Origin of the sequence: Microcoleus sp. B13-B6 (assembly GCF_036705405.1) — a bacterium.
Lineage (GTDB): Bacteria > Cyanobacteriota > Cyanobacteriia > Cyanobacteriales > Microcoleaceae > Microcoleus.
Window position 1 is genome coordinate 26,617 of record NZ_JAUBUJ010000066.1, and the last position, 22,244, is coordinate 48,860.

Here is a 22,244-nt window from a genome sequence, read left to right on the forward strand (position 1 = left end):
CAGGGCGGGCACTCTTGGCACCGCCCCTACTCAAAACTCAGGGCGGGCACTCTTGGCACCGCCCCTACTCAAAACTCAGGGCGGGCACTCTTGGCACCGCCCCTACTCAAAACTCCTAAAAACTTATGGCACAAATTGGTTATCATGCTTCCCACGAACAGTTTAAGCCCAGCGAACTGCTGAAATATGTCCAAATGGCAGAACAAGCTGGCTTTACCCATGCCCTTTCTTCCGATCACTTTCATCCTTGGAGTGAAGCGCAAGGACAAAGTGGTTTTGCTTGGTCTTGGTTGGGTGCAGCAATGCAAGCAACGCCGAGGCTTTCCTATCGGGTTGTTTGCGCTCCCGGACAGCGGTATCATCCGGCTATTATTGCCCAAGCTGCGGCAACGTTGGCAGAAATGTTTCCAAATCGTTTTTGGCTCACGGTTGGCAGCGGTCAAGCGTTGAACGAACATATTACTGGGGATAAGTGGCCTACTAAGAGCGATCGCAACGCGCGCCTCAAAGAATGTGTCGATATTATCCGCGCCCTTTGGGCAGGAGAAACCGTCACCCATCGCGGTTTAGTGTGCGTAGAAGATGCAAAACTCTATACCCGCCCGGAAATTCTCCCATTAATTATCGGCGCCGCAGTTACCCCAGAAACCGCAGAATGGTTGGGCAGTTGGGCTGATGGATTGATTACTACTTCTCGCCCACCCGAACAGTTAAAAAAAGTCGTCGATGCGTTTCGTCGCGGTGGTGGAGAAGGAAAACCAATGATTTTGAAAGTGCAGCTTTCCTATGACAGTAATGCAGAGAAAGCACTACAAGGCGCTCATCATCAATGGCGTAATAACATCTTCCAAACTAAAATGCTGACCGAACTGATAACACCCGATCAATTTGATGCCGCCGGGGAGTTTGTGCAACCAGAGGAGTTATATCAACACGTCCGCATCTCGGCAGACCAAGAGCAGCATATTGAGTGGTTGCAAAAAGATATTGAATTGGGGTTTGATGAACTAATTTTGCACAACGTTAACCGAGAACAAGAGCAGTTTATTGAGGTCTTTGGCGACAAAGTAGTGCCAGCGCTGACAAAAAGTTGATGGTGGAAAATCAGTATGTAAATGCGATCGCCTTTAGGATTGAGACTGCTTCCAAAATCAATTGTTCCTTTTAGCAGCACTAGCAGGAAGATACTTCGTAGCTTCCTGATTATTAGACAGCGGTTCGAGCAGACATTGATAAACCAAAGCTTGATGAATTATGAATTAGCGCCGTAGCACTCCCCCGACTGAGCAACTCGGTTGGAGTAATAACTCTGGGATCTGGATAGTTGACCGGGATATTTGCTTTTGTCGCTGCTGCCACTTCATCAACCGCATCTTTAGGAATTTTATCGCCATCTTTATAGTAGGCTTCTTGAATGGGAGGTTCTGCCCAATAACCTTGAGGCACATCGTTAAAGCCACTTACATTGGATATGTTCCTAATCTTTGCGCGCTCAAAGGCTGGGCGGATATTGCCGCAAATTCGTAGCGATCCATAGCCTGTTTAGGTCTAAATTTTCTATCAACTTCTCCTGTAACAAGACCTTTTTCAGCTAAAGATTGAATAAATGGACGCGCCCACTAATTAGGCGGAACATCAGGAAATGCCTACTGAGCTTGTTGAGCTGCAACTGGCTCAGGCTTTAGTAAAAAACTGGTCGCATAGATGCTAAACGACAAAGCTAAAAATGCTGCCCTTAATTCCCAGCCAACGCCAGGAATTAGACATGAGAAATCTCTTTTTTTTGGCAGTCTTAGTGATAGTTTAGGTTCGTATTTGCGCTGCAACGCTCATGTGGTCGAAGACAGCGCAACTAAAAACCCTTGTTCAATTCATTGGCCCTCTAACGCCCTTCCGTCTTCACATCCAACTCTTCACGACGCAGTGTTTCCCTTGCCTCAACAATCTCCGTTTCAACTTCTTTCCTGATGTTAACTTCTTCCCGCACGAAAGCTTCTTTTTTGATATCAGCAGTTTCTTCGTAAACTTCCATACGCATCACCTTTTCCTGCTGGAATGGAGTATCCCGAATTACTGGCGCTCCTGCGTTTTCTGGAGTTATACTCTCAATTACAACTCGCTCTTTTTCTGTGGGAATTGAAACTCGTGCCGTTTCGGTTTCAACTCGCTTGCCAATTGCTACCTCGCCAGTTTTGTGACGGCTTTTTTCTGCAACCAGTCGTTCTTCGTAGAGTCGGAATTTGTGATGCTCGCGCTCGTTCATCTGATACAATTGAGGCTCTTGTTCGTAAGTGTAGGTGTTGCGGTCATAACCAGCAGCCCTAGCTTGGTTAGAGACAGAACGCGGCATAGAAACTGGTGCAGATGCTTGTACAGGCAATGAGGTTTCTAAAGGCAATGATGCTTCTACAGGTGCAGACGCTTCTACAGTTAGAGTACGATAAACACCCCGAACTTGTTCTTCATAATCGTAATCAACCACCATCCCATCCTCATACCGGGGTAGTCTTTCTGCTTGGTCTTTACTCTTCAAACCCGTCGCGTAGATGCGCTCTGCCTCAACCTCCACTCGACAAAGAGCAACTGGAACTAATACCTTCTTGCCAAATATCCAGAAACCCGTGTCAACCACAAAATATCGGAAACGCCCTGTCTCATCAACTAGCGCGGTATCGATGGAGCCAATCTTCTCATCTGTATTTCCAGCATAGATATCCAGACCTTTGATATCTTCGCCATTAAAAGCAGCTTCGCGGTAGTTGGGATTAAAATCTTCAATTTTGTAAAGTAACATAGGAGTCCTTCCCTTTTTATCTAAATCAAGTTATGCCCCCATTTTAGATATATCTCAAAATTGATGCTTCCTTCTTATGAAGGATTAAGTGAAACAAAATAGTAGGATAAGTATATTTCTTTTAATTATTTTCAGTCTTTGGATAGATGACTTTTTCATTTTTATCCACCTTCCACGCCCTCAATTTTCACAATCGGTTTCTAACTATTTTTATAAAAAAATACACTTATAAATTAGACTTTGATACTTTATATTAACGAACAAAAAAACTTATACACATAATTTATTACTTTTAAAGTAGACTTTTATGTGAAATATTTTGGGGCAACACATTTGAAAAAGTTTGCCTTGATTATGCTACTCCCTATGTTTAAATATCATTATGAATATATGCAATGCCGCCTCTTAAGCAAGCAATTTCCCATAAATCATGACTAATGACTAATGACTAATGACTCATGACTCATGACTAATGACTAATGACTAATAACTAATGACTAATGACTAATGACTAATGACTGATGACTAATGACTAATGACTAATAAAAACAAATTCCCCGGCCTAACCAGGGAACGAAAGATATTAAAAAAAGTAATGTTGTTTTAATAAATTGAATTTGCCAAAAAGCGGCGATAATTTAGTTAGTAGCAGCCATTGTTGAGTTGAGAGCGGACGCCGGGGCGGGCAGTCCAGTGTAGATGCCGCACCCGATCGCATTTTCCAGTCTCAAGAAAACAGTTGCATTCATATTTGAGTACCAATTAAGCTTGGCTGCTGTTGCGAGTCTGGCTAGCCAGCTCCAACAGTTGCGCCCAGCGTTTTTGGACTTGTTTGGGAGTGCATTTGAGCGCGGTGGCGATCGCCTTGTCGCTTTCTTGATTCCGCTTCATTTCTAACAGTTGCTGCATTTCCGGCGCAAGTTGAGCGCGAAATGCTTCCCATTTGTCCGAAGTCATTCCCAGCTTTTGATCGACATCAGCACCCAGCCATTCGTGGACGAGTTTCCAATTTTGAGTGCGGGCAAATTTTTCGACGTGGTACTTGAAACGTTGTTGCAAGTAGTCGCGCTGGCGGGAAGACAAACCGAGCGCGCGGTCAATTTCCGAAGCCGAAAGGTCTTGCAATTTTAAAGTTAAGTAATTCACGCATTCTGGCTGATTTTGCGATTCCAGATAGGCGATTAATTCCGAGACTACTCGATCGCGCAGCACAGCATCAGCGGGATCGACAGTTTCCGATACCATTTGCTCGCGCACTTGTTGCAGCGCCGGAGAGCGGCTGTACATTTCCGCATCTTCTCCCTTGCCCGACTCTACAGCCATTTCAATGTCGATCGCAGTTTCGGGAGGCTGGCCCTTGGCAAATCCTTGAGCGCGCAACACGATCAGGCGCTGGCGGTTGCGGCCCGGTAAGCCGATTTGGCGCTTGGCGTAGTGTTCGGTAAAAGCCATGTACTCAGCCAATTCTAGCTGCGTGCGGGGCTGGTAGGTGACATCGAGTTGGTGTTCGCGGCGGAAAGCTCGCAGAGATTCGATGTAAAAGCCTTGCAAAAAGTCTTCAATCATGTTGTAGCGAGCTTGGAAGTTCAAGTTCGATCGGAAAGAAGCAACATGGCGGTAAATCATAGCCGCGAGGTGAGAATGCAGTTCGACGCGGCCTTGTTTGGAACCGAGGCGGTAGTATTGCAGGGTTTTTTGCAACCGGTGCTCAGCCAAGGTGATTTGCCAAGCTTCAACTTCGCCGGAAATTTGGATGCGATCGCTCTTTTGGCAAATCCGTTCGACTTCCTTAGCAATCCGCATCGCCACTGCTTGAGCGCTGCGGCTGGCAGTTTTCATTTCGGCTTGCAATTCTTTGAGGGCGAAGTCAGCCAACGCCAGGACATTGATGCTGGAAACTGGATTGATTTCGGCGGTTTGTTCGGTGGAGGCGGCAGGAATGCAGTTGAAGCCAGAAGCGGTGTTGCAGTTGACGGTGGTGGCAGTTTTGACAGTCATGGCATTTATCGGGTGGTAGGGCACAGCGGGTGTGCGAGGACATTTGTCAGAGAGTGAGGCGGCAGTTGCTGGCGGTTTCGCTTGGCACGGCTGATTCAACTCTCTATACATTGAATGTTACGGAAGTAGAGATAACCGTAGTTATGCCAGTGTTCCACTCTCTCATGCAACAGTTTTTGGCTGCTGAATCTGATTCTAAGCGCTGGCTGTGGAAGATTGGTTTTATTGCGGTTAAAGCCTTACTCTACAAGCACTCTGAGCTGTTATGTGCGTGGGGCGATCGCGAGGAAAATGGAGGGTGCTGCCAGCCCGCTGAGTGGACAATCTAATAACTGGCTATTTGAGGCGGTTTTGGCCGTTAGAGATTGTGGAATCGAGACTTGGCAGAGTGTAGCTAACTGCAATGTCTTCAGAACCTACGCAACAGCAGTTAGGAAACCCGGTTAATCTGAAAATTTGCTCTTATCCAAGAACGAAGAAGGAATCAGAAAGAAGCACAGAGAGCTTTGTTTGCCAACAATTCACCCTGATTCTCTCTCTAATACCAAAGTCACCGGCCCGTCATTATCTATAGAGACTTGCATCATCGCTCCAAACAAGCCTGTTTCGACTTTTAAGCCGCTCTGGCGCAACTTTTCGACAAATTTATCATAAAAAAATTCCGCTCGTTCAGGAGCCGCTGCTCGGTCAAAGGAAGGTCGCCGACCTTTGCGGCAGTCCCCATAGAGCGTAAACTGACTCACAACCAGCAACTCGCCGCCGATGTCTTGTACGGACTTGTTCCAGCGGCCGGTATCCGTGGCCGAGTCGGGAAACAAACGCAATTCCAGGCATTTGCGAGCCATCCAATCGAGTTCTGCTTCGGTGTCGGTGTCTGCAATACCTACAAGCAAGTTAAGCCCGCCGCCAATTTTGCCGACAATTTGACCTTCTATTTCGACTTGAGATGATTTTACTCGCTGGATGATGACTCGCATGGGAAATTAGAAATGCTTAAATTTAAAACTAAAAATCAAAAGGTAAACTTACCTTTTGAATAGGAATTATGAAAAAAAAACCGGTTTCTCGGATAAATTTTGGTTAAAACTTATATCTTGCACCATACTCAAGAACAGGCAAGATGCCTGTTCCACAAGAAAATATACTCTTTGTGGAACAGGCATCTTGCCTGTTCCTAAAAGGCTAATTGAGAGTGGTGCAAGATATAAGTTTTAACCGCGAAGTCTCGACGAAAAAAACCGGGTTTCTAGCCAGCACACGTCTGTTCTGTTTAATTTTCAACCTTTAGTTTTTCCCAAAACCTTTGCCGCGACTGGTGGAAGGCATACAAAGACAGTTTTCGAGTTGCGATCGCAAAGTCTCGGTATCCAAACCCTGACCAATGAGAACAAGCTGGTTCTTCCGCTCACCTTTCCACTGGTCATCGTCCATCGTAAATCGCTTGCCGCTCAAGTGAAAAATATGCCGTTTGGGACTTTCTTCAAACCACATAATCCCTTTCGCGCGAAACACATTTGTTGGCAGTTGTTTGTCTAAGAAATATTGAAATTTTCTCAGAGAAAACGGCTTGTCACTCAGGAAAGAAATTGAGGTAAATCCGTCATTTTCTAAATGGTCGGAGTGGTCGTGATGGCTGTGGTCGTGATGGCTGTGGTCGTGATGGTCGTGATGGTCGTGATGGTCGTGATGTTCGTGATGTTCGTGGTCGTGATGGTCGTGATGTTCGTGATGTTCGTGGTCGTGATGGTCGTGACTGCTAGCAGTTTCTTCAGATTGGAAATATTTGTCCGATTCAAACAATCCGACGCTGAGGACTAGCGGCAGGGGAACTTGCGATTTTACTGTTCGCAGAATTCGAGCACCTTCTTTGACATCGCGAATCTTAACTTCCAACAAATCTAAATCTGCTTCCTCAACCAAATCAGTTTTGTTGAGGATAATTATATCGCCGTAAGCTATTTGACTGTAAGCTGCTTGAGAGTTGAACAAATCTAAGCTGTAGTTGGCTGCGTCTACTACTGTAACTATCGAATCGAGACGAGTCAGGTCGCGCAGTTCTGTGCCTAAAAAAGTCATTGCTACTGGCAGCGGGTCGGCGAGTCCGGTTGTTTCGACTACCAGATAATCGAGATTTTCTTGACGTTCCAGAACTTTGTAAACTGCATTAACTAAATCTTCATTAATTGTGCAGCAGATGCAGCCGTTGTTCAGCTCAACCATGTTGTCGTCGGTGGTGACAATCAGTTCGTTGTCGATGCCGATTTCGCCAAATTCATTTACCAAAACTGCTGTTTTCAAACCCTGCTGATTGGTCAGGATGTGGTTGAGCAGGGTTGTTTTGCCGCTGCCGAGAAATCCTGTAATGATTGTAACGGGCAATCCGTGTTTGGGAGCGTCCATCGCCAGTTCTGTCTCGGACTGAGTTGTAGATTGCATAGCTTGAATGTCAAATAAGGTCTGAAGCTTAAACTTGTGGTTCTTATTGTATCTTATATGAATTCCGAACAGCGCGTTACCAGCGCTAATTATCGGAAGTTGCCAACAATTCGATCGCACCCTGTTCAATTTGGCGATCGAATTGTTGGCAAAAGTACCTCTAGGAGTTGGTCGGCAACGTGTTTCCAGGTAAACCCAGCCGCTACAAATTTGGGGCCTGCTTCGCGAGAGCGATCGCACAACTCCGGCTGTTCTATAATATTTTTCATTAAGGCGATCGAATGTTCTAAATCTGGCATCAGGCGAAATATCGGCCGATCGTTAGAAGTACCTTCCTGAAACGTACTTTCGACGTGCCAAGCAAAGTCTGGAGTTGTAAAATCATCCGTCGGGCCGCCTTTAGTGCAAATGAGCGGCAAGCCACAAGCGATTGCTTCTAGTGCGGGCAAATTGAATCCTTCTGCTAAATAAAGAGATACGTAGGCATCCGCTGCTTGATAAAGTTGAGCCATTTTTGCAAAAGGCAGTGTTTCTCCTATGTAAGCCATGCGCGGCAAAACTTTTTCTGCTTCGTCAAATGTCAGTTCGTCTATGTTTTGAGCGATCAGAGAATCCGAGTCATATATTGATTCTTCTCCTTTCAATACTAATCTGGCTTCGGGATAACTTTCAACTACAACGGCGAAAGCTTTTAACAATAAATCGATGCCTTTATTTGGAGATCCTGCACCAATATTCAAAAATACAAATCCGTCCCATCCTAGCTGTTTCCGCAAAGCTTCGCGTTCCGATTTTGTTAAAGGTTTGTAAATATTCGGATCGATGCCGCAGGGGATGACAATTGTGCGATCGGGATTCGCACCGCTGCGGATAAATCCGGTTTTCGACCACTGGGAAGGCGTAATAATAATTATATCGGAGTTGCTGTGCCCTTCGCGGAGGGAAGCTGCGCCCGTTATTCTAAAGTTTTCGTTATGCAGAATTCCCCATTCTGTTGTGGCAAACAAGCACGTCCGTTTGGTATTTGAGGGTGCAAAATTGTAAGGTACTGAGATCCGTAAGGTAGCGTCTGCTTGTAGAGATGCCGAAGGGTGGGGAATATTTTTTATTGCTGCTTCAGCAGTTGCATCTAACAAACCGGTTGCTGGCTGCCAATTTTCGTCTAGATAGGGGATATCTTTGTGGAAAAGTTCTAAATTGGGATATTTCAGCATTTCTAGTAGCTGAAATTGATTGGCGATCGCGTAGGAGTGCGGCAAAAAGCGCCAGCCTTCAACAATTATACGCATTTAGTTGTTAGTTGTTAGTTGTTGTTTTTTGTTTGTTACTACCGCTCGCCCCTCATCTATTACCCCTTACCAATGCCCGATTACCCGTTACCCGTTACCATTAATAGAAAGAGTTATATCATGTCCGGTCGATTACCCTTCATCAGGTAGGGGCGGGTTCACCAACAATATCTGCCAATAATTGACAATCTCAAAAACCCGCCCGGCCGGGATATTATGGTCAATCGCTCGGACATGATATTATTGGGTTACAAAATTATTGAGTTAAAAGTTGATAGGTCAATTTTATAGCTCGTGTTTTCGGGTAATATGACATCTAGCAACTGGTCTGCAAGCGTATTTCCCAGGAAAGTTTTTAGCTACCAAAGGGGGGTTGGCAAGTCTAGCTTGGGCTGTAAGTGCAGGTTGTGCGATAACTGTCTGCATCAACTGAGTCAAATGTTCCCATTCGCAAGCTAAAATAAAGAGTTTTTATTTGGCTATTTCTACAGCCATAAATTTACTTTCTACTTACTTTCTACGGGCAGTGCAAAGTCGGGGTGAGTGAAATCGTCTGTAATGCCCTCGGCTGTGGAAAATCTAGTTATTTCGACTACTAGATAGTCGAGATTTGCTTGGCGTTCTAAAACTATGTAAACTCGATTAACCAATGCCAAGAAATCCTGTAATGATTGTAACGGGCAAGCCGTGTTTGGGAGCTTCCATCGCCAGTTCTGTCTCGGACTCAGTTGTAGATTGCATAGCTTGACTATCAAATAATGTCGATCGCACTTTCTTTGTGGTTCTTATTGTATCTTAATTAGGACGAGGCCTGGTAAACCCAGTTTCTCGGAGAAATGTTGGGTTTGGTGGCATGGTATCTACGCATCAACCGGCAATCAGCCCGAAAGTGCAAAATAAGTGGGCCGCTAATTATCGGCAATTGCTAACGCGGTCGATCGCACTTTTTTATTTTTTTGATAATTTTTTTTCCGAGTAGCTGTCGCTGTTTGCCTGCAACCAGTTTTCCCGGTAAATTCAGCAGCGACAAATTTGGGGCAGACTCAAGCTGAGTGCGATCGGGCAATTCCCCCTACTCTATAGTTTTAATTATTGAGGCCTAAAATATTTAAACCTCAACGAAAACAAGGCGGCGGCTAACTATAGCCACCGCCCTCAAGATAGTATTGCGCTATCTCAGTCTGTGCTTACGCAGGAAGCAAGACTGAATCAATAATGTGGATAACGCCATTATCAGCAGCAACATCGGCTGTTGTAACGGTAGAATCATTGATTTTGACGCCATTGGAAGCATCAATTTTCAGTTCTGAACCTTCAACTGTCTTGGCCGATGTCAGGTTGACTACATCAGCAGCCATAACTTTGCCGGAAACGACATGATAAGTCAGGATTTTTGTCAGCTTAGGAATGTCATTAAGCAGTGCTTCTACAGTACCTTCGGGAAGCTTAGCAAAAGCTTCGTCAGTAGGCGCGAAAACTGTGAAGGGGCCAGCGCCTTTGAGAGTATCTACTAAACCAGCGGCTTGGACTGCAGCAACTAGGGTAGTAAAAGAGCCTGCCGAAACGGCGGTATCAACGATGTCAGCCAAGTGAGTCACCTAGTTTTTGTAATCTGTAAATCACTATAACGCTAAAAAGTTAATTTAGCTACATGAATTTTTTCTCTAGTTCTCTCTGGTTTTGTGATCTTTAAGAAGATAGCAATTTTTTTAATTTAAGTAATTTCATAAAATACCTATCTAAAGGTAGATAAAAGTTTTTTGACTTTACTGTATTTTAATAAAGCCATGTAATCCTAAATACATTGGTAAGACGATCGCCCCGGCGCGGTGTTGAAAGTAAACGCAGGGGCGATGGCCCGGAGCCCCGGAAGCTAAGACATTTTGATTGACTTGCCAAAATATTCAACATTAAGCACAGCGCTAAGGCCCCGTAAAACTTGCCCCCCGAATGATGGCAACAGTTTGGGAAATCCCGATTTAAACTGTTAACAACCATTAATTAGGGGAAGAGTGACATGAGATATAAACTACTAGGTCACAGCGGACTTCGCGTTTCCGAAATCTGCCTCGGCACCATGACTTTTGGGGAAGAGTGGGGTTGGGGGAGTTCCTACGACGAAAGCCGTAAAATGTTCGACGCCTTTGCAGAAGCGGGCGGCAATTTTATTGATACCGCGAATCTCTACACCAACGGTACTAGCGAAAAATATGTCGGCGAGTTCATCGCAGCCGATCGCGAAAAATGGGTAGTTGCCACTAAGTATAGCCTCAACATGAAGAATGGCGAAATCAATGGTTTCGGCAACCACCGCAAAAATATGGTACAAGCAGTAGATGCCAGTTTGAAGCGGCTGCAAGTTGAATACATAGATTTGCTGTGGCTGCACGCTTGGGATTTTACAACACCCGTCGAAGAAGTGATGCGCGCTTTTGACGATTTGGTGCGGGCCGGCAAAGTTCTTTATATCGGCATTTCCGATACGCCGGCTTGGATTATTTCTCAAGCAAATACGATCGCCAACCTGCGCGGTTGGACACCATTTATTGGCTTGCAAATCGAGTATTCTTTAAAAGAGCGAACTCCTGAACGGGACTTGATCCCTATGGCAAAAGCCTTTGATATTGGCGTCACAGCTTGGAGCCCCTTAGCAGCCGGTTTGCTAACAGGAAAATACAACACTTCAGAAACAGCCAGCGAAGCTAAACGGCTGAATTCACCTGAATCGGGAAAAATTAACGAACGAGACCTCAAAATTGCTGACGAAGTTAGCAAAATAGCAGCCGAAATTGGCAAACCTGCTTCTCAAGTAGCCCTAAATTGGCTGATCCAACAGCCAGTCGAAGTTATTCCGATTGTGGGTTCGCGCAAACTCTCGCAACTTCAGGAGAATCTCGCTTGTTTGGAGTTTGAATTAACCCCGGATCAAATGCAGCAGTTAGACAAAGTAAGTGCAATTGAATTGGGCTTTCCCCACGATTTCTTAAAGAGTTCGATGGTGCAAGATTTTGCCTTTGGAGGGGGAATCGCCAAAATTGACAGCAGCCGACTGTAAAGTTGCGGCTATTTTCTAGTCGCGGGTTTACGTGGATATTTGGCGTTTGATTGCAGATATCGGCGAACGCGCCCTTAGAGGGATGATTGACATTTGTGCTGTGGGCGCGAGGTTAAACTGACGCCCACAGCGCAAATGTCATCACCTTGGTTTCTTGCCACAGACTCGCGCAAAATCTTAGGTTTCTCGTTGCGGTTGCCTGGTTTCTTTGGTATTGTTGAGACAGGTGTTCTTCGGTGAGTTTACCCCCACTGTATAAACTGTCAATTGTTAATCTATCGGAAGTCAGAAATGTCGATCAATTTCTGTATATTAGGATACAAATTTTCCAAATTAGCGATCGGATGAGTTAAAAAAAAGCAAGGTTTGTCAAATCAAAAAGCAACATAAACTTGATGGCAAATTTTCTCTCATCTTCAAATAAAGCAATAAAACTCGCTCTTTTTTCTCCCTTTTTTCTCCCCGTACCTGCCAGTTAAGAGTCATTTTACAAGGTATATAGGCGTTTTAACGGCTTTTGAAGCCAGCGTGCAAGCTAGGTGTCTCCTGAGATAAAAGTCATCCTTCAGATAGAAGTTAGGGCAGAAAAAGTGGGTTACATTTAACAACAATAGCAAGTCTAACAATATTAACTTATCTCTAAGTTTCAATTTTGAAAAAAGCAGATAAGCCTGTTTTTTCCGCAGCTAAACAGTTTCTTTGTTTGGCTCACTGAATGCGGCGCTTGCTCGTCAATAAAAGTTCTCAGATTGATGCTTGCAACTTTCAGTAAGACACTGCTGAGAAATATATCCTATTGACAAATTTACAGTGACAAATTTTCAGGGACAAATTCCAGAGGCTAATATGTCGCCCCCAGAACACTCAGTAAACAATAATTATAGCAATAAAGAGCGAGCATGGGAGATCCGATTTACCTCTATAGATCCAGCCAAATCGCCCTCTCAATTCGCTCCCTCGCCCGCATTGCGCGCCAACTTATCAAAAACTGAGGCTTTAGATGCACCAGATTTAGTTTGCCTGTCTCATTTGCGGTGGAATTTTGTCTATCAGCGTCCGCAACATCTCTTGAGCCGCTGTGCCAAAAAGCGTCGCGTCTTCTTCGTAGAAGAACCAATTTTGAGCGAGGCTACAGATTGGTGGCTCGATGTCAGCATCCACGAAAGCGGAGTTTGGGTAATAGTACCGCACCTGAGCGAAGGAATCAGCGAAGCAACATCACAAACTGCTCAGCAAGCCATGCTAGATGATTTGTTTCGCTCTGCAGAAATTAGCCAGTACATCCTCTGGTATTACACACCAATGGCTGTCAGTTTCACAAACCACTTAAAGCCGCTAGCTGTAGTCTACGACTGCATGGATGAACTGTCAGCATTCCAAGGCGCGCACCCGGATTTAAAAGCCAATGAAAACCAATTATTAAAGCGCGCCAGCGTAGTATTTACCGGGGGCCACAACCTTTACGAAGCCAAACAGCACCAGCACCCAAACATTCACGCCTTCCCCAGCAGCATCGAAAAAGAACACTTTGCGACAGCCAGGAATCTTTCACAAGAACCGGCGGATCAAAAAGACATTCCTCCCCCGCGTTTGGGATTTTATGGCGTTATAGACGAACGCATGGATATCGAACTGCTGCGGGGCATTGCCGAAGCAAGGCCGGACTGGCATTTAGTCATCATTGGCCCTGTGGCGAAAATCGATCGGGCAACTCTGCCAACTCACCCAAATATCCACTATCTCGGCGGAAAATCTTATCAAGAACTGCCAGCGTATCTTGGCGGGTGGGATATCGCAATGCTGCCTTTTGCGATTAACGAATCGACTAAGTTTATTAGTCCCACGAAAACTCCAGAATACCTCGCTGCCGGCAAACCTGTCATTTCTACTCCTATCCGCGACGTGGTGCGGCCCTACGGAGAAAACGGCTTGGTTCGGATTGCTAGCACTTCTGAAGAATTCGTTGCTTGTGCCCAAGAAATCCTCAGCGAAAGTTCGGACGTTCGCACCAAGTGGCTGAGCGAAGTAGACGCCTTTTTAGCAGACAATTCTTGGGACAATACCTGGGGCGAAATGCTGGGGTTGATCGAAAGTGCGATCGACGAAAAACGGCAGAAAGCCCAAGGCAGGATGAAAGTTTTAAGTTAGGAATGTTGAGGTTGAAGTTAAAGAGTTACACTTTACGGATTCAAAAATTAACACTCAACAATCCTCGCTGTATGTCCAATTACGAATTATTCCTTACCCTTACCCACAATTAGAGGTGTTTCAATGTTTGACTATTTAATCGTCGGAGCAGGATTTGCAGGTAGCGTCATTGCCGAAAGACTAGCAAATGAAGCCGGAAAAACAGTCCTGATAATTGATACCCGCAACCACATCGGCGGCAACGCATACGATCACTACGACAACCACGGCATCCTCGTACACAAATACGGCCCCCACATTTTTCACACCAATTCACGCCCTGTTTTCGAGTATCTTTCGCGCTTCACCGAGTGGCGGCCCTACGAACACCGCGTCCTCGCCAGTGTTGACGGTCAACTGCTGCCCATTCCGATCAATCTCAACACCGTAAATAAACTTTACGGACTGAATCTCACCTCATTTGAAGTAGAAGATTTCTTCGCGAAAGTAGCAGAACCAAAGGATTACATTCGCACTTCCGAAGATGTAGTTGTCAGCAAAGTCGGCCGCGAACTTTACGAGAAATTCTTCCGCAACTACACCCGCAAACAGTGGGGAATGGACCCGTCGGAACTCGACAACTCAGTGATTGCGCGCGTACCCACTCGCATTAACCGGGACGATCGCTATTTCACCGATACCTATCAAGCAATGCCCCTGCACGGCTACACTCGGATGTTTGAAAAGATGCTTTCTCACCCAAACATCAAGGTGATGCTGAATACCGACTACCGGGAGATTGAGGGTTTTATCCCTTACGGAGAAATGATTTACACCGGGCCAGTCGATTCCTATTTCAATTATTGCTACGGCAAACTTCCTTACCGTTCCTTGGAATTCAAGCACGAAACACTGAACGTAGCCGTACACCAAGAAGCACCGGTGGTAAATTACCCCAACGAGCATTTATATACTCGCTGTACCGAGTTTAAATACCTCACCGGACAAGAGCATCTAAAAACTAGCATTGTCTACGAATATCCCCAAGCTGAGGGAGACCCTTACTACCCGGTACCGCGTCCAGAAAATGCCGAACTTTACAAGAAATATAAAGCTTTGGCTGATGCAACTCCGGGAGTTTCTTTCGTGGGAAGGCTGGCGACGTACAGGTATTACAACATGGATCAAGTGGTCGCTCAAGCTCTGACAACTTACAAACAAATTACTACCAAGCCGGTGATTGAATTGGTAGAAAATGTTAACGGTTCTGCCTCTAATGTCAGCACATCCAATGGAGTTGCCCATCGCCCAGCCACAACTTCTCTAGAAGTCGCTGCTGTCAACCACGGCAACAGCAACAGCAACGGCAAATCTGCTAGCAAGTAGCTGGAATCTGCGACTGACGGGTAAAAAGGTAAGGTGCCAACAGAGCACCTTACTCGGTTTTCCTCAAAAGTTATTTAATAATTCAAACAAGCATTGAGGTAAAAATGAACGTTCTAGTGAAAATTGTTTTGTCTCATGAGGTTTTGGAAAATTCTCAATTTGCTCAGTTTCAGAAAGAAATACAGCGCCTCATTGAAAGCGGTGGCAAAATTCTGATGCTGGATTTCTCAAAAATAAATTTCCTGAAAAATTCCGAGTTAATGGCTGTAGTGGCGATCGTGAAATTAGTTAGAGACAGCAAATGTATACTTTTGATCTCTGCCATGAGCGAACAAGTTAGAATTCTATTTGAACTCACGGGACTACAGCAAATATTTCATTGTTTGCCGTTCGCCGAAGAATTTTCTCTCAAAAGTGAGCTAACTGAACCGTTAGGAGGTTTACAAAGTGTTGCTAGCTAGAGGAAGAGGGGGAGAGTGGGACAGGGGGAGACAGGGGGATAGGAAAAATCTTCTTGGTTGATTCTTCCTGGTTTATTCTTCCTTCTTCTGACTAATGACTTCAGCACAAGAGATCCTTCAGATGAGCCTGTTTTAAGGTGCAGAAGTTTTGCAAATTAATCACCAAAAAACTTGTCAAAGTCAGGGTAATTGTCGCTAACCTATAAATATAACTTTGGGTAGATGTGCCGATGAGTTGGTTAGGTAGAGCACTTGAAAATTGCGAGATAGAAGAGTCTGCAACTCTTGATAGTAAGGTGACAGTTCAAGGACGGAAAACAGGTTATCCGCGCCCCCAATTGCGCCGGAGCAACTGGATTTGTCTCAACGGTCAGTGGAGATTTGCTTACGATGACGCAGGCCACTGCGTGCAGCCGATCGATATTTCTGAGTGGACTCACACTATAGAAGTGCCGTTTGCTCCAGAATCGGCAAAAAGCGGGATCGGCGACACGAATTTTCATGCCAACTGCTGGTATGAACGCGAATTTGACGTACCCCACACAGAAGGCAGAGTTCTCCTCCACTTTGGGGCCGTAGACTACCGCGCCCGCGTCTGGGTGAACGGTCAATATGTCATCGAACACGAAGGCGGACACACTCCTTTCAGCGTAGACATTACACCAGTTGTGAACCTCAACGGGCCGCAGCGGGTGACAGTCTGGGCCCAGGACGACCCGCAAGATTTGGAGCAACCGCGCGGCAAGCAAGACTGGCAAATAGAGCCCCACAGTATTTGGTATCCGCGCACGACCGGCATTTGGCAGACAGTCTGGGTAGAATTGGTGCCTCACACTTATATCGAGCGCATCCGCTGGACTCCCCAGTTTGAACGCTGGGAAATCGGTTTTGAAGCGTTTGTCGCGGGCGATCGCCAGTCGGGAATCCAGATTAAAGTTAAACTGTCGATCGGCTGTATGCTGCTGGTCAACGACACCTACGAAGTAATCAACGGCGAAATCCACCGCCGCATCGCCCTCTCCGACCCTGGTATCGACGACTACCGCAACGAATTGCTGTGGAGCCCCGAAAAGCCGACGCTAATTAACGCTCAAGTGCAGTTGTGGGCCGACGGCAAACTCCTCGACGAGGTTAAATCTTATACCGCCATGCGGACGGTCAGCATCCAGCGCGATCGCTTCATGCTAAACGGCCGCCCCTACTATTTGCGACTGGTGCTCGACCAAGGTTACTGGCCCGACACCATGATGACTGCCCCTTCCGACGAAGCTTTGCGCCACGATGTCGAATTAGTCAAAGCAATGGGTTTCAACGGCGTCCGCAAGCACCAAAAAATCGAAGACCCCCGATTTTTGTACTGGGCTGACGTGCTGGGGCTCCTAGTTTGGGAAGAAATGCCCAGCGCCTACCGCTTCACTCCCAAAGCCGTGCAACGGCTGACGCGCGAGTGGACGGAAGTCATCGACCGCGACGCCAGCCACCCCTGTATCGTAGTCTGGGTGCCGTTCAACGAATCTTGGGGAGTTCCGAATTTAGTCGAAGCCGCAGCCCACCGCAACTACGTGCAAGCGCTGTATTTCTTGACAAAAACCCTCGATTCGACTCGTCCCGTCATCGGTAACGACGGCTGGGAAAGTATCGATACCGACATCCTGGCGATTCACGACTACGATAACAACCCGCAAACCCTAGCCAAACGCTACGGGCCCGAAGTCCAGCTAGCCGATTTGTTTAATCGCGGGCGCCCCGGCGGGCGAGTCCTCACCCTCGACGGCCACCCGCACCAAGGACAGCCGGTGATGCTGACAGAATTTGGCGGCATTGCCTGCGCCGGTCGCGAAAACCCCGATTTTTACAGGGTTTGGGGCTACGTGCGCGCGTCGGACACGCTGGAACTCCAAGGGCGCTACAGCGCGCTGTTGAAGGTGGTAAACCGAGTGGAAATGTTCAGCGGATTTTGTTACACGCAGTTAACCGATACTTACCAAGAAGCTAACGGTTTGCTGTATGCCGATCGCACTCCCAAGTTCCCCCTAGAGGTCATCTCGGCGGCAACTCTCGGCTGGGATATTCCCGAAGAAAGTTCACAGCCGCCAGCTATTACTCAGGGCTAATTGGCCAAACAGGGCATGGGGCATGGGGAATTGGGAATTGGTGATTGGTGATTGGTGATTGGTGATTGGTGATGGGTAATTGGTAATTGGTAATTGGTGATGGGTGATTGGTAATAATTGCCCGCAGTTCCAAGTTATTGGATATAACAAGTCTCAATCATTTATGAACCTCTTCCAATGCCCAATGCCCAATGCCCGATGCCCAATGCCCCATGCCCGATGCCCAATGCCCCATGCCCAATGCCCAATGCCCAATGCCCCATTACCCATTACCCATTCGATCGATGTTTCAAAGTTTTTTCATGGGCGGTTTTGAGTGCTCTACCCACAAATTGCGTTCGGGAAAGCGTCTCGACGTAACAGCCGCCACCGGTCACGATAAATTTGCAGCAGCCGACTACCAACGCTTGCAGCAGCAAGGCATTTACACAGTTCGCGAAGGCCTCCGCTGGCACTTAATCGAACAGACACCCGGAAAATACGATTTTTCCAGTTCCCTGCCAATCATCCGCGCCGCCCGCGACATGAAAATGCAGGTAATTTGGGATTTGTTTCACTATGGCTGGCCCGACGATATTGATATTTTCAGTCCCGAATTTGTGTCCAGGTTTGCAAGCATGGTGCGCGCTTTTATGGAAGTGCTAACGGAGGAAACCGACCAAACACCTTTTGTAACACCTGTCAATGAAATTTCATTTATTGCTTGGGCAGGCGGCGATGTCGCCTACATCAATCCGTTTGCGAAAGGGCGGGGAGACGAGCTCAAAGTCCAGTTAATCAAAGCTTCGATCGCAGCGATAGAATCAGTTTGGGAAGTCAATCCCCGCACCCGGATCGTTCAAATCGACCCCACAATTAACATTATTGCTGACCCTGACAAACCGGAGGATCGGGACGCGGCGGAAGGGTATCGCTTATCTCAATATCAAGCTTGGGATATGTTGGCGGGACGCTTTCGCCCGGAACTCGGCGGTAAGGAAAAATATCTCGATATTATTGGCGTGAATTATTACGATCGCAATCAGTGGATTCACAATGAAGAGCCCATGAAATACACCGATCCGCTGTACCGCCCGTTTCGTGAAATGCTGCAAGAAGTGTTTGAGCGCTACGGCCGCCCCTTATTCATAGCAGAAACAGGCACTGAAGACGATTTTAGACCTGTCTGGTTTAATTATGTGTGCACTGAGGTAGCGGCGGCGATGAAAGCAGGGGTTCCGATAGAGGGAATCTGCTTGTATCCGATTGTTAACCATCCGGGTTGGGACGACGACAGGCACTGTTACAATGGTTTGTGGGATTATTGCAATGAATCGGGCGATCGAGAAATTTACCAGCCTTTGGCGGATGAATTGCAGTTTCAACGGCAGCAGATTGAACCGTTGCTGAAGTTGCAGAATTGATAGCTGCGATCTAATTCTTTAGGGTGCGCTGGGGCGCACCTTAAGCTGTTAATCTAATTAATAGTCTGATCTCGTGTCCGTTCTATCGACTGCAATATCCGAAAAAAGCCTTGAGCTGCTTTAAGAAAGCAAATAGCTCTACAACCCCTAGTCTCATTCTTCCCAGGGACTGCCTTTGGCTTCCAACTCTGCCATTTTTTTCATCCTTAGTTCATGTAAAGTCTTCTTAATCGAACTAAGCATTGCCCATTCATAAATACTTATAGAAGACCAACCAGTAACTTTCTTTCCCCAATTATTATAGGAAATTTCTTCCCCATTAAATAGAACAAATGTATCATCAATTATTATAGCTTCAGAGCTTTCAAACTCTTTAATTTCAAGGCTATCCCCAGCTTTGATTAATTCCCACTCCAACAACTGGTCCATTCGAGGTAGCCAAGTTCTATTAAAGGCAGAATCAGTGGATATAATTTCTTCCTTGATTGTAGAAGATTCTCCGGCTAAACCCACGTAAAAATCATCCAGTTGTGCCGGAGGCAAAATTTTCTCAATCCTCAAAAAACCTTGCTCTCCTATAAAAACAGGAGTGATATTAAGACAGCTCGCGTCTACCCCATTTGCAATCAACCAAGCAACAGCAGAAAGGGTTTGCTCATCAAAGGATGAGGCTATAAGTATTATTCGTTGTTTTTTGTTAAAGGTTTTGAGTGCGTCATTGCTTGACAAGAATTTATTCAACTCTCGTCTCGCTTTTTCACTAGGAGTCAAATCACCTAATTCATACTCATCTTTGTGGAACTCGATATACGAGCTATAGACCAAATCTACAAGGGATTCAGGTGTCGAAATTTTGGCATAACTCGCGGCATACCTGATAGCTTGAAATTCAAAAGGTTCTTTTCTCGCCTTGATGTCTTGTACGTCGCGTTTAATCTCGATTAGAACAATATTGCCATCTGCATCAATGGCAGTCAGGTCGCTAATCCCGTTACTCGCATTACGAACTTGTTGACCTACAACTAGAAGAGTTTGGTCATCCCCAAAGAGCAAATTAATGTTTTTGCGTAAGAACTCTTCAATATGTCTTTCCTGTAAGTTTAAGTCTTTAAAGTTTCTGACTTTTATTTCTATTGCTTCGTTCCTTTGGATGCCGCCGTCGAAAGTAACAGGTATGTACATCGCACTCCCCTTTGCTGCTATTGGCTGTCTAAGTGTTCAACTATATTGAGCCTATGTATCCGCTCAATAATCCGGGGTAAATCGCTCAACGATGCACCAGAAACCAAACTAAATAAAGCCGGTTTTTGCTGTTGCTGCGGGCTGTCACGCCTCTTTTAGGCAAAAACCCGGTTTCGGCCTACCCGTGCGTAAGTCCTAATAGCAATAAGGGCGGGCAAAATGCCCACCCCACATACTAGATATCACTTGGATATCAGACTTAAATTTTCAATACCCCCAGGGGAATTCGAATCCCCGTCGCATCCGTGAAAGGGATGTGTCCTAGGCCTCTAGACGATGGGGGCGCGTCGTTGCGTTTGCTTGTGTTCCGCACCTTTATTACCTTAACTAATCTTTCCCAATCTGTCAACTACTTTTGGAAACTTTTTTTTCTACTCGTCCCAAAGCACGTCACAGTAGGCTTTGAGGATGGCGGCGCAATTGCCGATCGCCCCGAGATGAGCAATTTCAAAGCCGTGGGTGTTCTGGGTGGGGAAAGCCAAACAAGCGGCGCGGGCTACGTGGCCGAACTTCATGGCGATCGAAGCATCGCTCCCAAAACCGCTAATTACCGCCAACTGCACCTCTACATCGGCTGCTGCGGCGGCTGCGCGCAATTGGGCGTTCAATCCTTCATCGTAGACTCCGTAGCCGTCCTGAACCAGCAAAACCGGGTTTTCGCTGTCACGAATCGGGTATTCCGGTGCCAGAGGGCAAATTTCCAAAGCGATCAGCGCGTCCAACGGCTGGCGCTGGGTGAAATACAAAGCTCCGATCGCCCCAACCTCCTCCTTCGCCGACGCTACCAAATAAACATTCACCGCAGGCTCTTTCAAACATTCCGCCAGAGCCAGCAAAATCGCCACTGAAGCCTTGTTGTCCAGAGTGTAGCTAGCGATCCAGTCCTTCAACCGCAGCGGGCGCTTGCGGTGCTTTCCCACCACCATCCGCGTGCCCGGTCGAATTCCGGCCTCGGCTAATTCCTCGGCGGTACACTTAGTTTCGATCCAGGCATTTTCCCACTTTAAACAAACATCTTCCTGCTGAGCTTTCTGAGGAGATTCGTGAGAAACATGGCGGGAACCGAAGCTGAGAATGCCGCTAATTGTTTGCTTGTCTCCGAGCAAATCCACCACGCCTTCGCCGTAAACCCAAGGAAATGCGCCGCCCAATCTGCGGACTTCCACGCGGCCACTCTCGCCTATTGTTTTAACTAGGGCCCCAATTTCATCTTTGTGGGCGGTAATGGCGATCGACTTTTCGGGATTGCGACCCTTAATTAGGGCGATCGCATTGTCCGCGCGATCGACCCAAGCATTCACTCCCAGGGCGGCGAATTTTTCCATCAACCGCTGGTTAATTTCCGATTCCGCACCGCTGGGTGAGTGCAGCATTACTAATTCTTCGATTATTTGGAACAGGCGATCGAACTCTAACATTTTTTATTTTCGTTTTTAGGAGCGAATTTTGACACATATTAAAGCACATTTACGCACTATTTCCCGGCGGTACACTTAGTTTCAATTCAGGCATTTTCCCACTTGAAAGAAACATCTTCCTGCTGAGCTTTTTGAGGAGCGTAGGAATGAAGCAATTGGAGGCAGCAAAAGGCGATTGAGTAACAAGATTCATGCGATCGCGTGGATGCGTTGGGCAATCCGTTGGGGTTTCACCGACACTTTTTCGCTAACAAATGCTAACAAACGTATAAGTCAAGAGAGTCTCTCAACAAAGGCGTGTCAACCAATGCCTCGCCCGTGAAAATCCCGCGAGCACCATTTAGATCCCGATCCATCTTCAATCCAGTAGCTACGGACTTGATAGTTCTAGCGCCACCTAGATTTTTGACAATTTCGCCCGTCCATGACACAGTTTTTGAAGTGTAAGCTGTTGTACCTTTAAATAGGGTATAATAAAAAAGGAGTTTAGTCAATCTCTACAAAAATGCCAGCTAAAAACC

19 protein-coding genes, 1 tRNA gene and 1 pseudogene are annotated in these 22,244 nt (G+C 46.4%); 8 read left to right on the top strand and 13 right to left on the bottom strand.

Annotated features, from left to right (window positions below; all coding sequences use genetic code 11):
- Positions 1–125: 125 nt before the first annotated feature.
- Positions 126–1,094, top strand: coding sequence for a TIGR03885 family FMN-dependent LLM class oxidoreductase (locus QUB35_RS25010; protein WP_333144374.1), 969 nt, complete (start codon positions 126–128; stop codon positions 1,092–1,094).
- 112 nt (positions 1,095–1,206) lie between these two features.
- Here QUB35_RS25010 and QUB35_RS25015 read toward each other — a convergent pair whose 3' ends face one another.
- The 4 genes and pseudogenes from QUB35_RS25015 to QUB35_RS25025 form a co-directional block, all read right to left on the bottom strand.
- On the bottom strand, positions 1,207–1,446 hold the full coding sequence (locus tag QUB35_RS25015; protein ID WP_333144375.1) for a hypothetical protein: 240 nt from the start codon (positions 1,444–1,446) through the stop codon (positions 1,207–1,209).
- Positions 1,447–1,460: 14 nt separating this feature from the next.
- Positions 1,461–1,607 (bottom strand): annotated as a pseudogene (locus QUB35_RS39250) (S-layer homology domain-containing protein); the annotation flags it as partial.
- A 275-nt stretch (positions 1,608–1,882) separates the two neighbouring features.
- Entirely contained in the window at positions 1,883–2,794 is a 912-nt protein-coding gene (locus QUB35_RS25020) for a DUF2382 domain-containing protein (RefSeq protein WP_333144376.1), read from the bottom strand.
- A gap of 762 nt (positions 2,795–3,556) precedes the next feature.
- Positions 3,557–4,792 (bottom strand): HetZ-related protein, encoded by a 1,236-nt coding sequence (locus QUB35_RS25025; RefSeq protein ID WP_333144377.1) that lies wholly within the window; start codon positions 4,790–4,792, stop codon positions 3,557–3,559.
- 29 nt (positions 4,793–4,821) lie between these two features.
- Here QUB35_RS25025 and QUB35_RS25030 point away from each other — a divergent pair, with 29 nt between their 5' ends.
- Entirely contained in the window at positions 4,822–5,121 is a 300-nt protein-coding gene (locus QUB35_RS25030; RefSeq protein WP_333144378.1) for a hypothetical protein, read from the top strand.
- Between the two features lie 192 nt (positions 5,122–5,313).
- Here QUB35_RS25030 and dtd read toward each other — a convergent pair whose 3' ends face one another.
- The 5 genes from dtd to QUB35_RS25055 all read right to left on the bottom strand — a co-directional run bounded on the left by dtd (position 5,314) and on the right by QUB35_RS25055 (position 10,106).
- On the bottom strand, positions 5,314–5,769 hold the full coding sequence (gene dtd, locus QUB35_RS25035) for a D-aminoacyl-tRNA deacylase (RefSeq protein WP_333144379.1): 456 nt from the start codon (positions 5,767–5,769) through the stop codon (positions 5,314–5,316).
- A 307-nt stretch (positions 5,770–6,076) separates the two neighbouring features.
- Positions 6,077–7,228, bottom strand: a complete 1,152-nt coding sequence (locus tag QUB35_RS25040; RefSeq protein WP_333144380.1) for a GTP-binding protein — start codon at positions 7,226–7,228, stop codon at positions 6,077–6,079.
- 125 nt (positions 7,229–7,353) lie between these two features.
- Entirely contained in the window at positions 7,354–8,517 is a 1,164-nt protein-coding gene (locus QUB35_RS25045) for a glycosyltransferase (RefSeq protein ID WP_333144381.1), read from the bottom strand.
- Between the two features lie 506 nt (positions 8,518–9,023).
- Positions 9,024–9,167 carry a hypothetical protein gene (locus QUB35_RS25050; RefSeq protein WP_333144382.1) on the bottom strand — a complete coding sequence of 48 codons (144 nt, stop codon included), beginning with the start codon at positions 9,165–9,167 and terminating at the stop codon, positions 9,024–9,026.
- Between the two features lie 537 nt (positions 9,168–9,704).
- On the bottom strand, positions 9,705–10,106 hold the full coding sequence (locus tag QUB35_RS25055) for a fasciclin domain-containing protein (protein WP_333144383.1): 402 nt from the start codon (positions 10,104–10,106) through the stop codon (positions 9,705–9,707).
- 428 nt (positions 10,107–10,534) lie between these two features.
- Here QUB35_RS25055 and QUB35_RS25060 point away from each other — a divergent pair, with 428 nt between their 5' ends.
- The 6 genes from QUB35_RS25060 to QUB35_RS25085 all read left to right on the top strand — a co-directional run bounded on the left by QUB35_RS25060 (position 10,535) and on the right by QUB35_RS25085 (position 19,063).
- Complete coding sequence (locus tag QUB35_RS25060; RefSeq protein WP_333144384.1) at positions 10,535–11,572, top strand: aldo/keto reductase; 1,038 nt, start codon at positions 10,535–10,537, stop codon at positions 11,570–11,572.
- 810 nt (positions 11,573–12,382) lie between these two features.
- Positions 12,383–13,720 (top strand): glycosyltransferase family 1 protein, encoded by a 1,338-nt coding sequence (locus QUB35_RS25065; protein WP_333144385.1) that lies wholly within the window; start codon positions 12,383–12,385, stop codon positions 13,718–13,720.
- 123 nt (positions 13,721–13,843) lie between these two features.
- The gene (glf, locus tag QUB35_RS25070) at positions 13,844–15,085 is read left to right on the top strand and encodes a UDP-galactopyranose mutase (RefSeq protein WP_333144386.1); all 1,242 of its coding nucleotides are present in this window, start codon (positions 13,844–13,846) and stop codon (positions 15,083–15,085) included.
- A 104-nt stretch (positions 15,086–15,189) separates the two neighbouring features.
- Positions 15,190–15,546 carry an STAS domain-containing protein gene (locus tag QUB35_RS25075; protein ID WP_333144387.1) on the top strand — a complete coding sequence of 119 codons (357 nt, stop codon included), beginning with the start codon at positions 15,190–15,192 and terminating at the stop codon, positions 15,544–15,546.
- A 230-nt stretch (positions 15,547–15,776) separates the two neighbouring features.
- On the top strand, positions 15,777–17,660 hold the full coding sequence (locus QUB35_RS25080) for a glycoside hydrolase family 2 TIM barrel-domain containing protein (protein WP_333144388.1): 1,884 nt from the start codon (positions 15,777–15,779) through the stop codon (positions 17,658–17,660).
- A 191-nt stretch (positions 17,661–17,851) separates the two neighbouring features.
- Positions 17,852–19,063: a beta-glucosidase gene (locus QUB35_RS25085; protein WP_333144389.1), complete on the top strand. Its 1,212-nt coding sequence runs from the start codon at positions 17,852–17,854 to the stop codon at positions 19,061–19,063.
- A gap of 153 nt (positions 19,064–19,216) precedes the next feature.
- Here QUB35_RS25085 and QUB35_RS25090 read toward each other — a convergent pair whose 3' ends face one another.
- The 4 genes from QUB35_RS25090 to QUB35_RS39255 all read right to left on the bottom strand — a co-directional run bounded on the left by QUB35_RS25090 (position 19,217) and on the right by QUB35_RS39255 (position 22,217).
- Positions 19,217–20,245 (bottom strand): hypothetical protein, encoded by a 1,029-nt coding sequence (locus QUB35_RS25090; RefSeq protein ID WP_333144390.1) that lies wholly within the window; start codon positions 20,243–20,245, stop codon positions 19,217–19,219.
- A gap of 271 nt (positions 20,246–20,516) precedes the next feature.
- Positions 20,517–20,589: transfer RNA gene (locus tag QUB35_RS25095), tRNA-Glu, on the bottom strand.
- A gap of 87 nt (positions 20,590–20,676) precedes the next feature.
- On the bottom strand, positions 20,677–21,723 hold the full coding sequence (locus QUB35_RS25100) for a M42 family peptidase (protein WP_333144391.1): 1,047 nt from the start codon (positions 21,721–21,723) through the stop codon (positions 20,677–20,679).
- A gap of 257 nt (positions 21,724–21,980) precedes the next feature.
- Positions 21,981–22,217: a zinc ribbon domain-containing protein gene (locus tag QUB35_RS39255; RefSeq protein ID WP_445252006.1), complete on the bottom strand. Its 237-nt coding sequence runs from the start codon at positions 22,215–22,217 to the stop codon at positions 21,981–21,983.
- Positions 22,218–22,244: the final 27 nt, after the last annotated feature.

Excerpts from the sequence above, each read along its gene's own strand:
- QUB35_RS25100 (WP_333144391.1), bottom strand. The coding sequence starts at position 21,723 with ATGTTAGAGTTCGATCGCCTGTTCCAAATAATCGAAGAATTAGTAATG.
- QUB35_RS25080 (WP_333144388.1), top strand. The coding sequence starts at position 15,777 with ATGAGTTGGTTAGGTAGAGCACTTGAAAATTGCGAGATAGAAGAGTCT.
- QUB35_RS25020 (WP_333144376.1), bottom strand. The coding sequence starts at position 2,794 with ATGTTACTTTACAAAATTGAAGATTTTAATCCCAACTACCGCGAAGCT.
- glf (WP_333144386.1), top strand. The coding sequence starts at position 13,844 with ATGTTTGACTATTTAATCGTCGGAGCAGGATTTGCAGGTAGCGTCATT.
- QUB35_RS25085 (WP_333144389.1), top strand. The coding sequence starts at position 17,852 with ATGCCCGATGCCCAATGCCCCATGCCCGATGCCCAATGCCCCATGCCC.
- QUB35_RS25025 (WP_333144377.1), bottom strand. The coding sequence starts at position 4,792 with ATGACTGTCAAAACTGCCACCACCGTCAACTGCAACACCGCTTCTGGC.
- dtd (WP_333144379.1), bottom strand. The coding sequence starts at position 5,769 with ATGCGAGTCATCATCCAGCGAGTAAAATCATCTCAAGTCGAAATAGAA.
- QUB35_RS25040 (WP_333144380.1), bottom strand. The coding sequence starts at position 7,228 with ATGCAATCTACAACTCAGTCCGAGACAGAACTGGCGATGGACGCTCCC.
- QUB35_RS25075 (WP_333144387.1), top strand. The coding sequence starts at position 15,190 with ATGAACGTTCTAGTGAAAATTGTTTTGTCTCATGAGGTTTTGGAAAAT.
- QUB35_RS25010 (WP_333144374.1), top strand. The coding sequence starts at position 126 with ATGGCACAAATTGGTTATCATGCTTCCCACGAACAGTTTAAGCCCAGC.
- QUB35_RS25045 (WP_333144381.1), bottom strand. The coding sequence starts at position 8,517 with ATGCGTATAATTGTTGAAGGCTGGCGCTTTTTGCCGCACTCCTACGCG.
- QUB35_RS25090 (WP_333144390.1), bottom strand. The coding sequence starts at position 20,245 with ATGTACATACCTGTTACTTTCGACGGCGGCATCCAAAGGAACGAAGCA.
- QUB35_RS25060 (WP_333144384.1), top strand. The coding sequence starts at position 10,535 with ATGAGATATAAACTACTAGGTCACAGCGGACTTCGCGTTTCCGAAATC.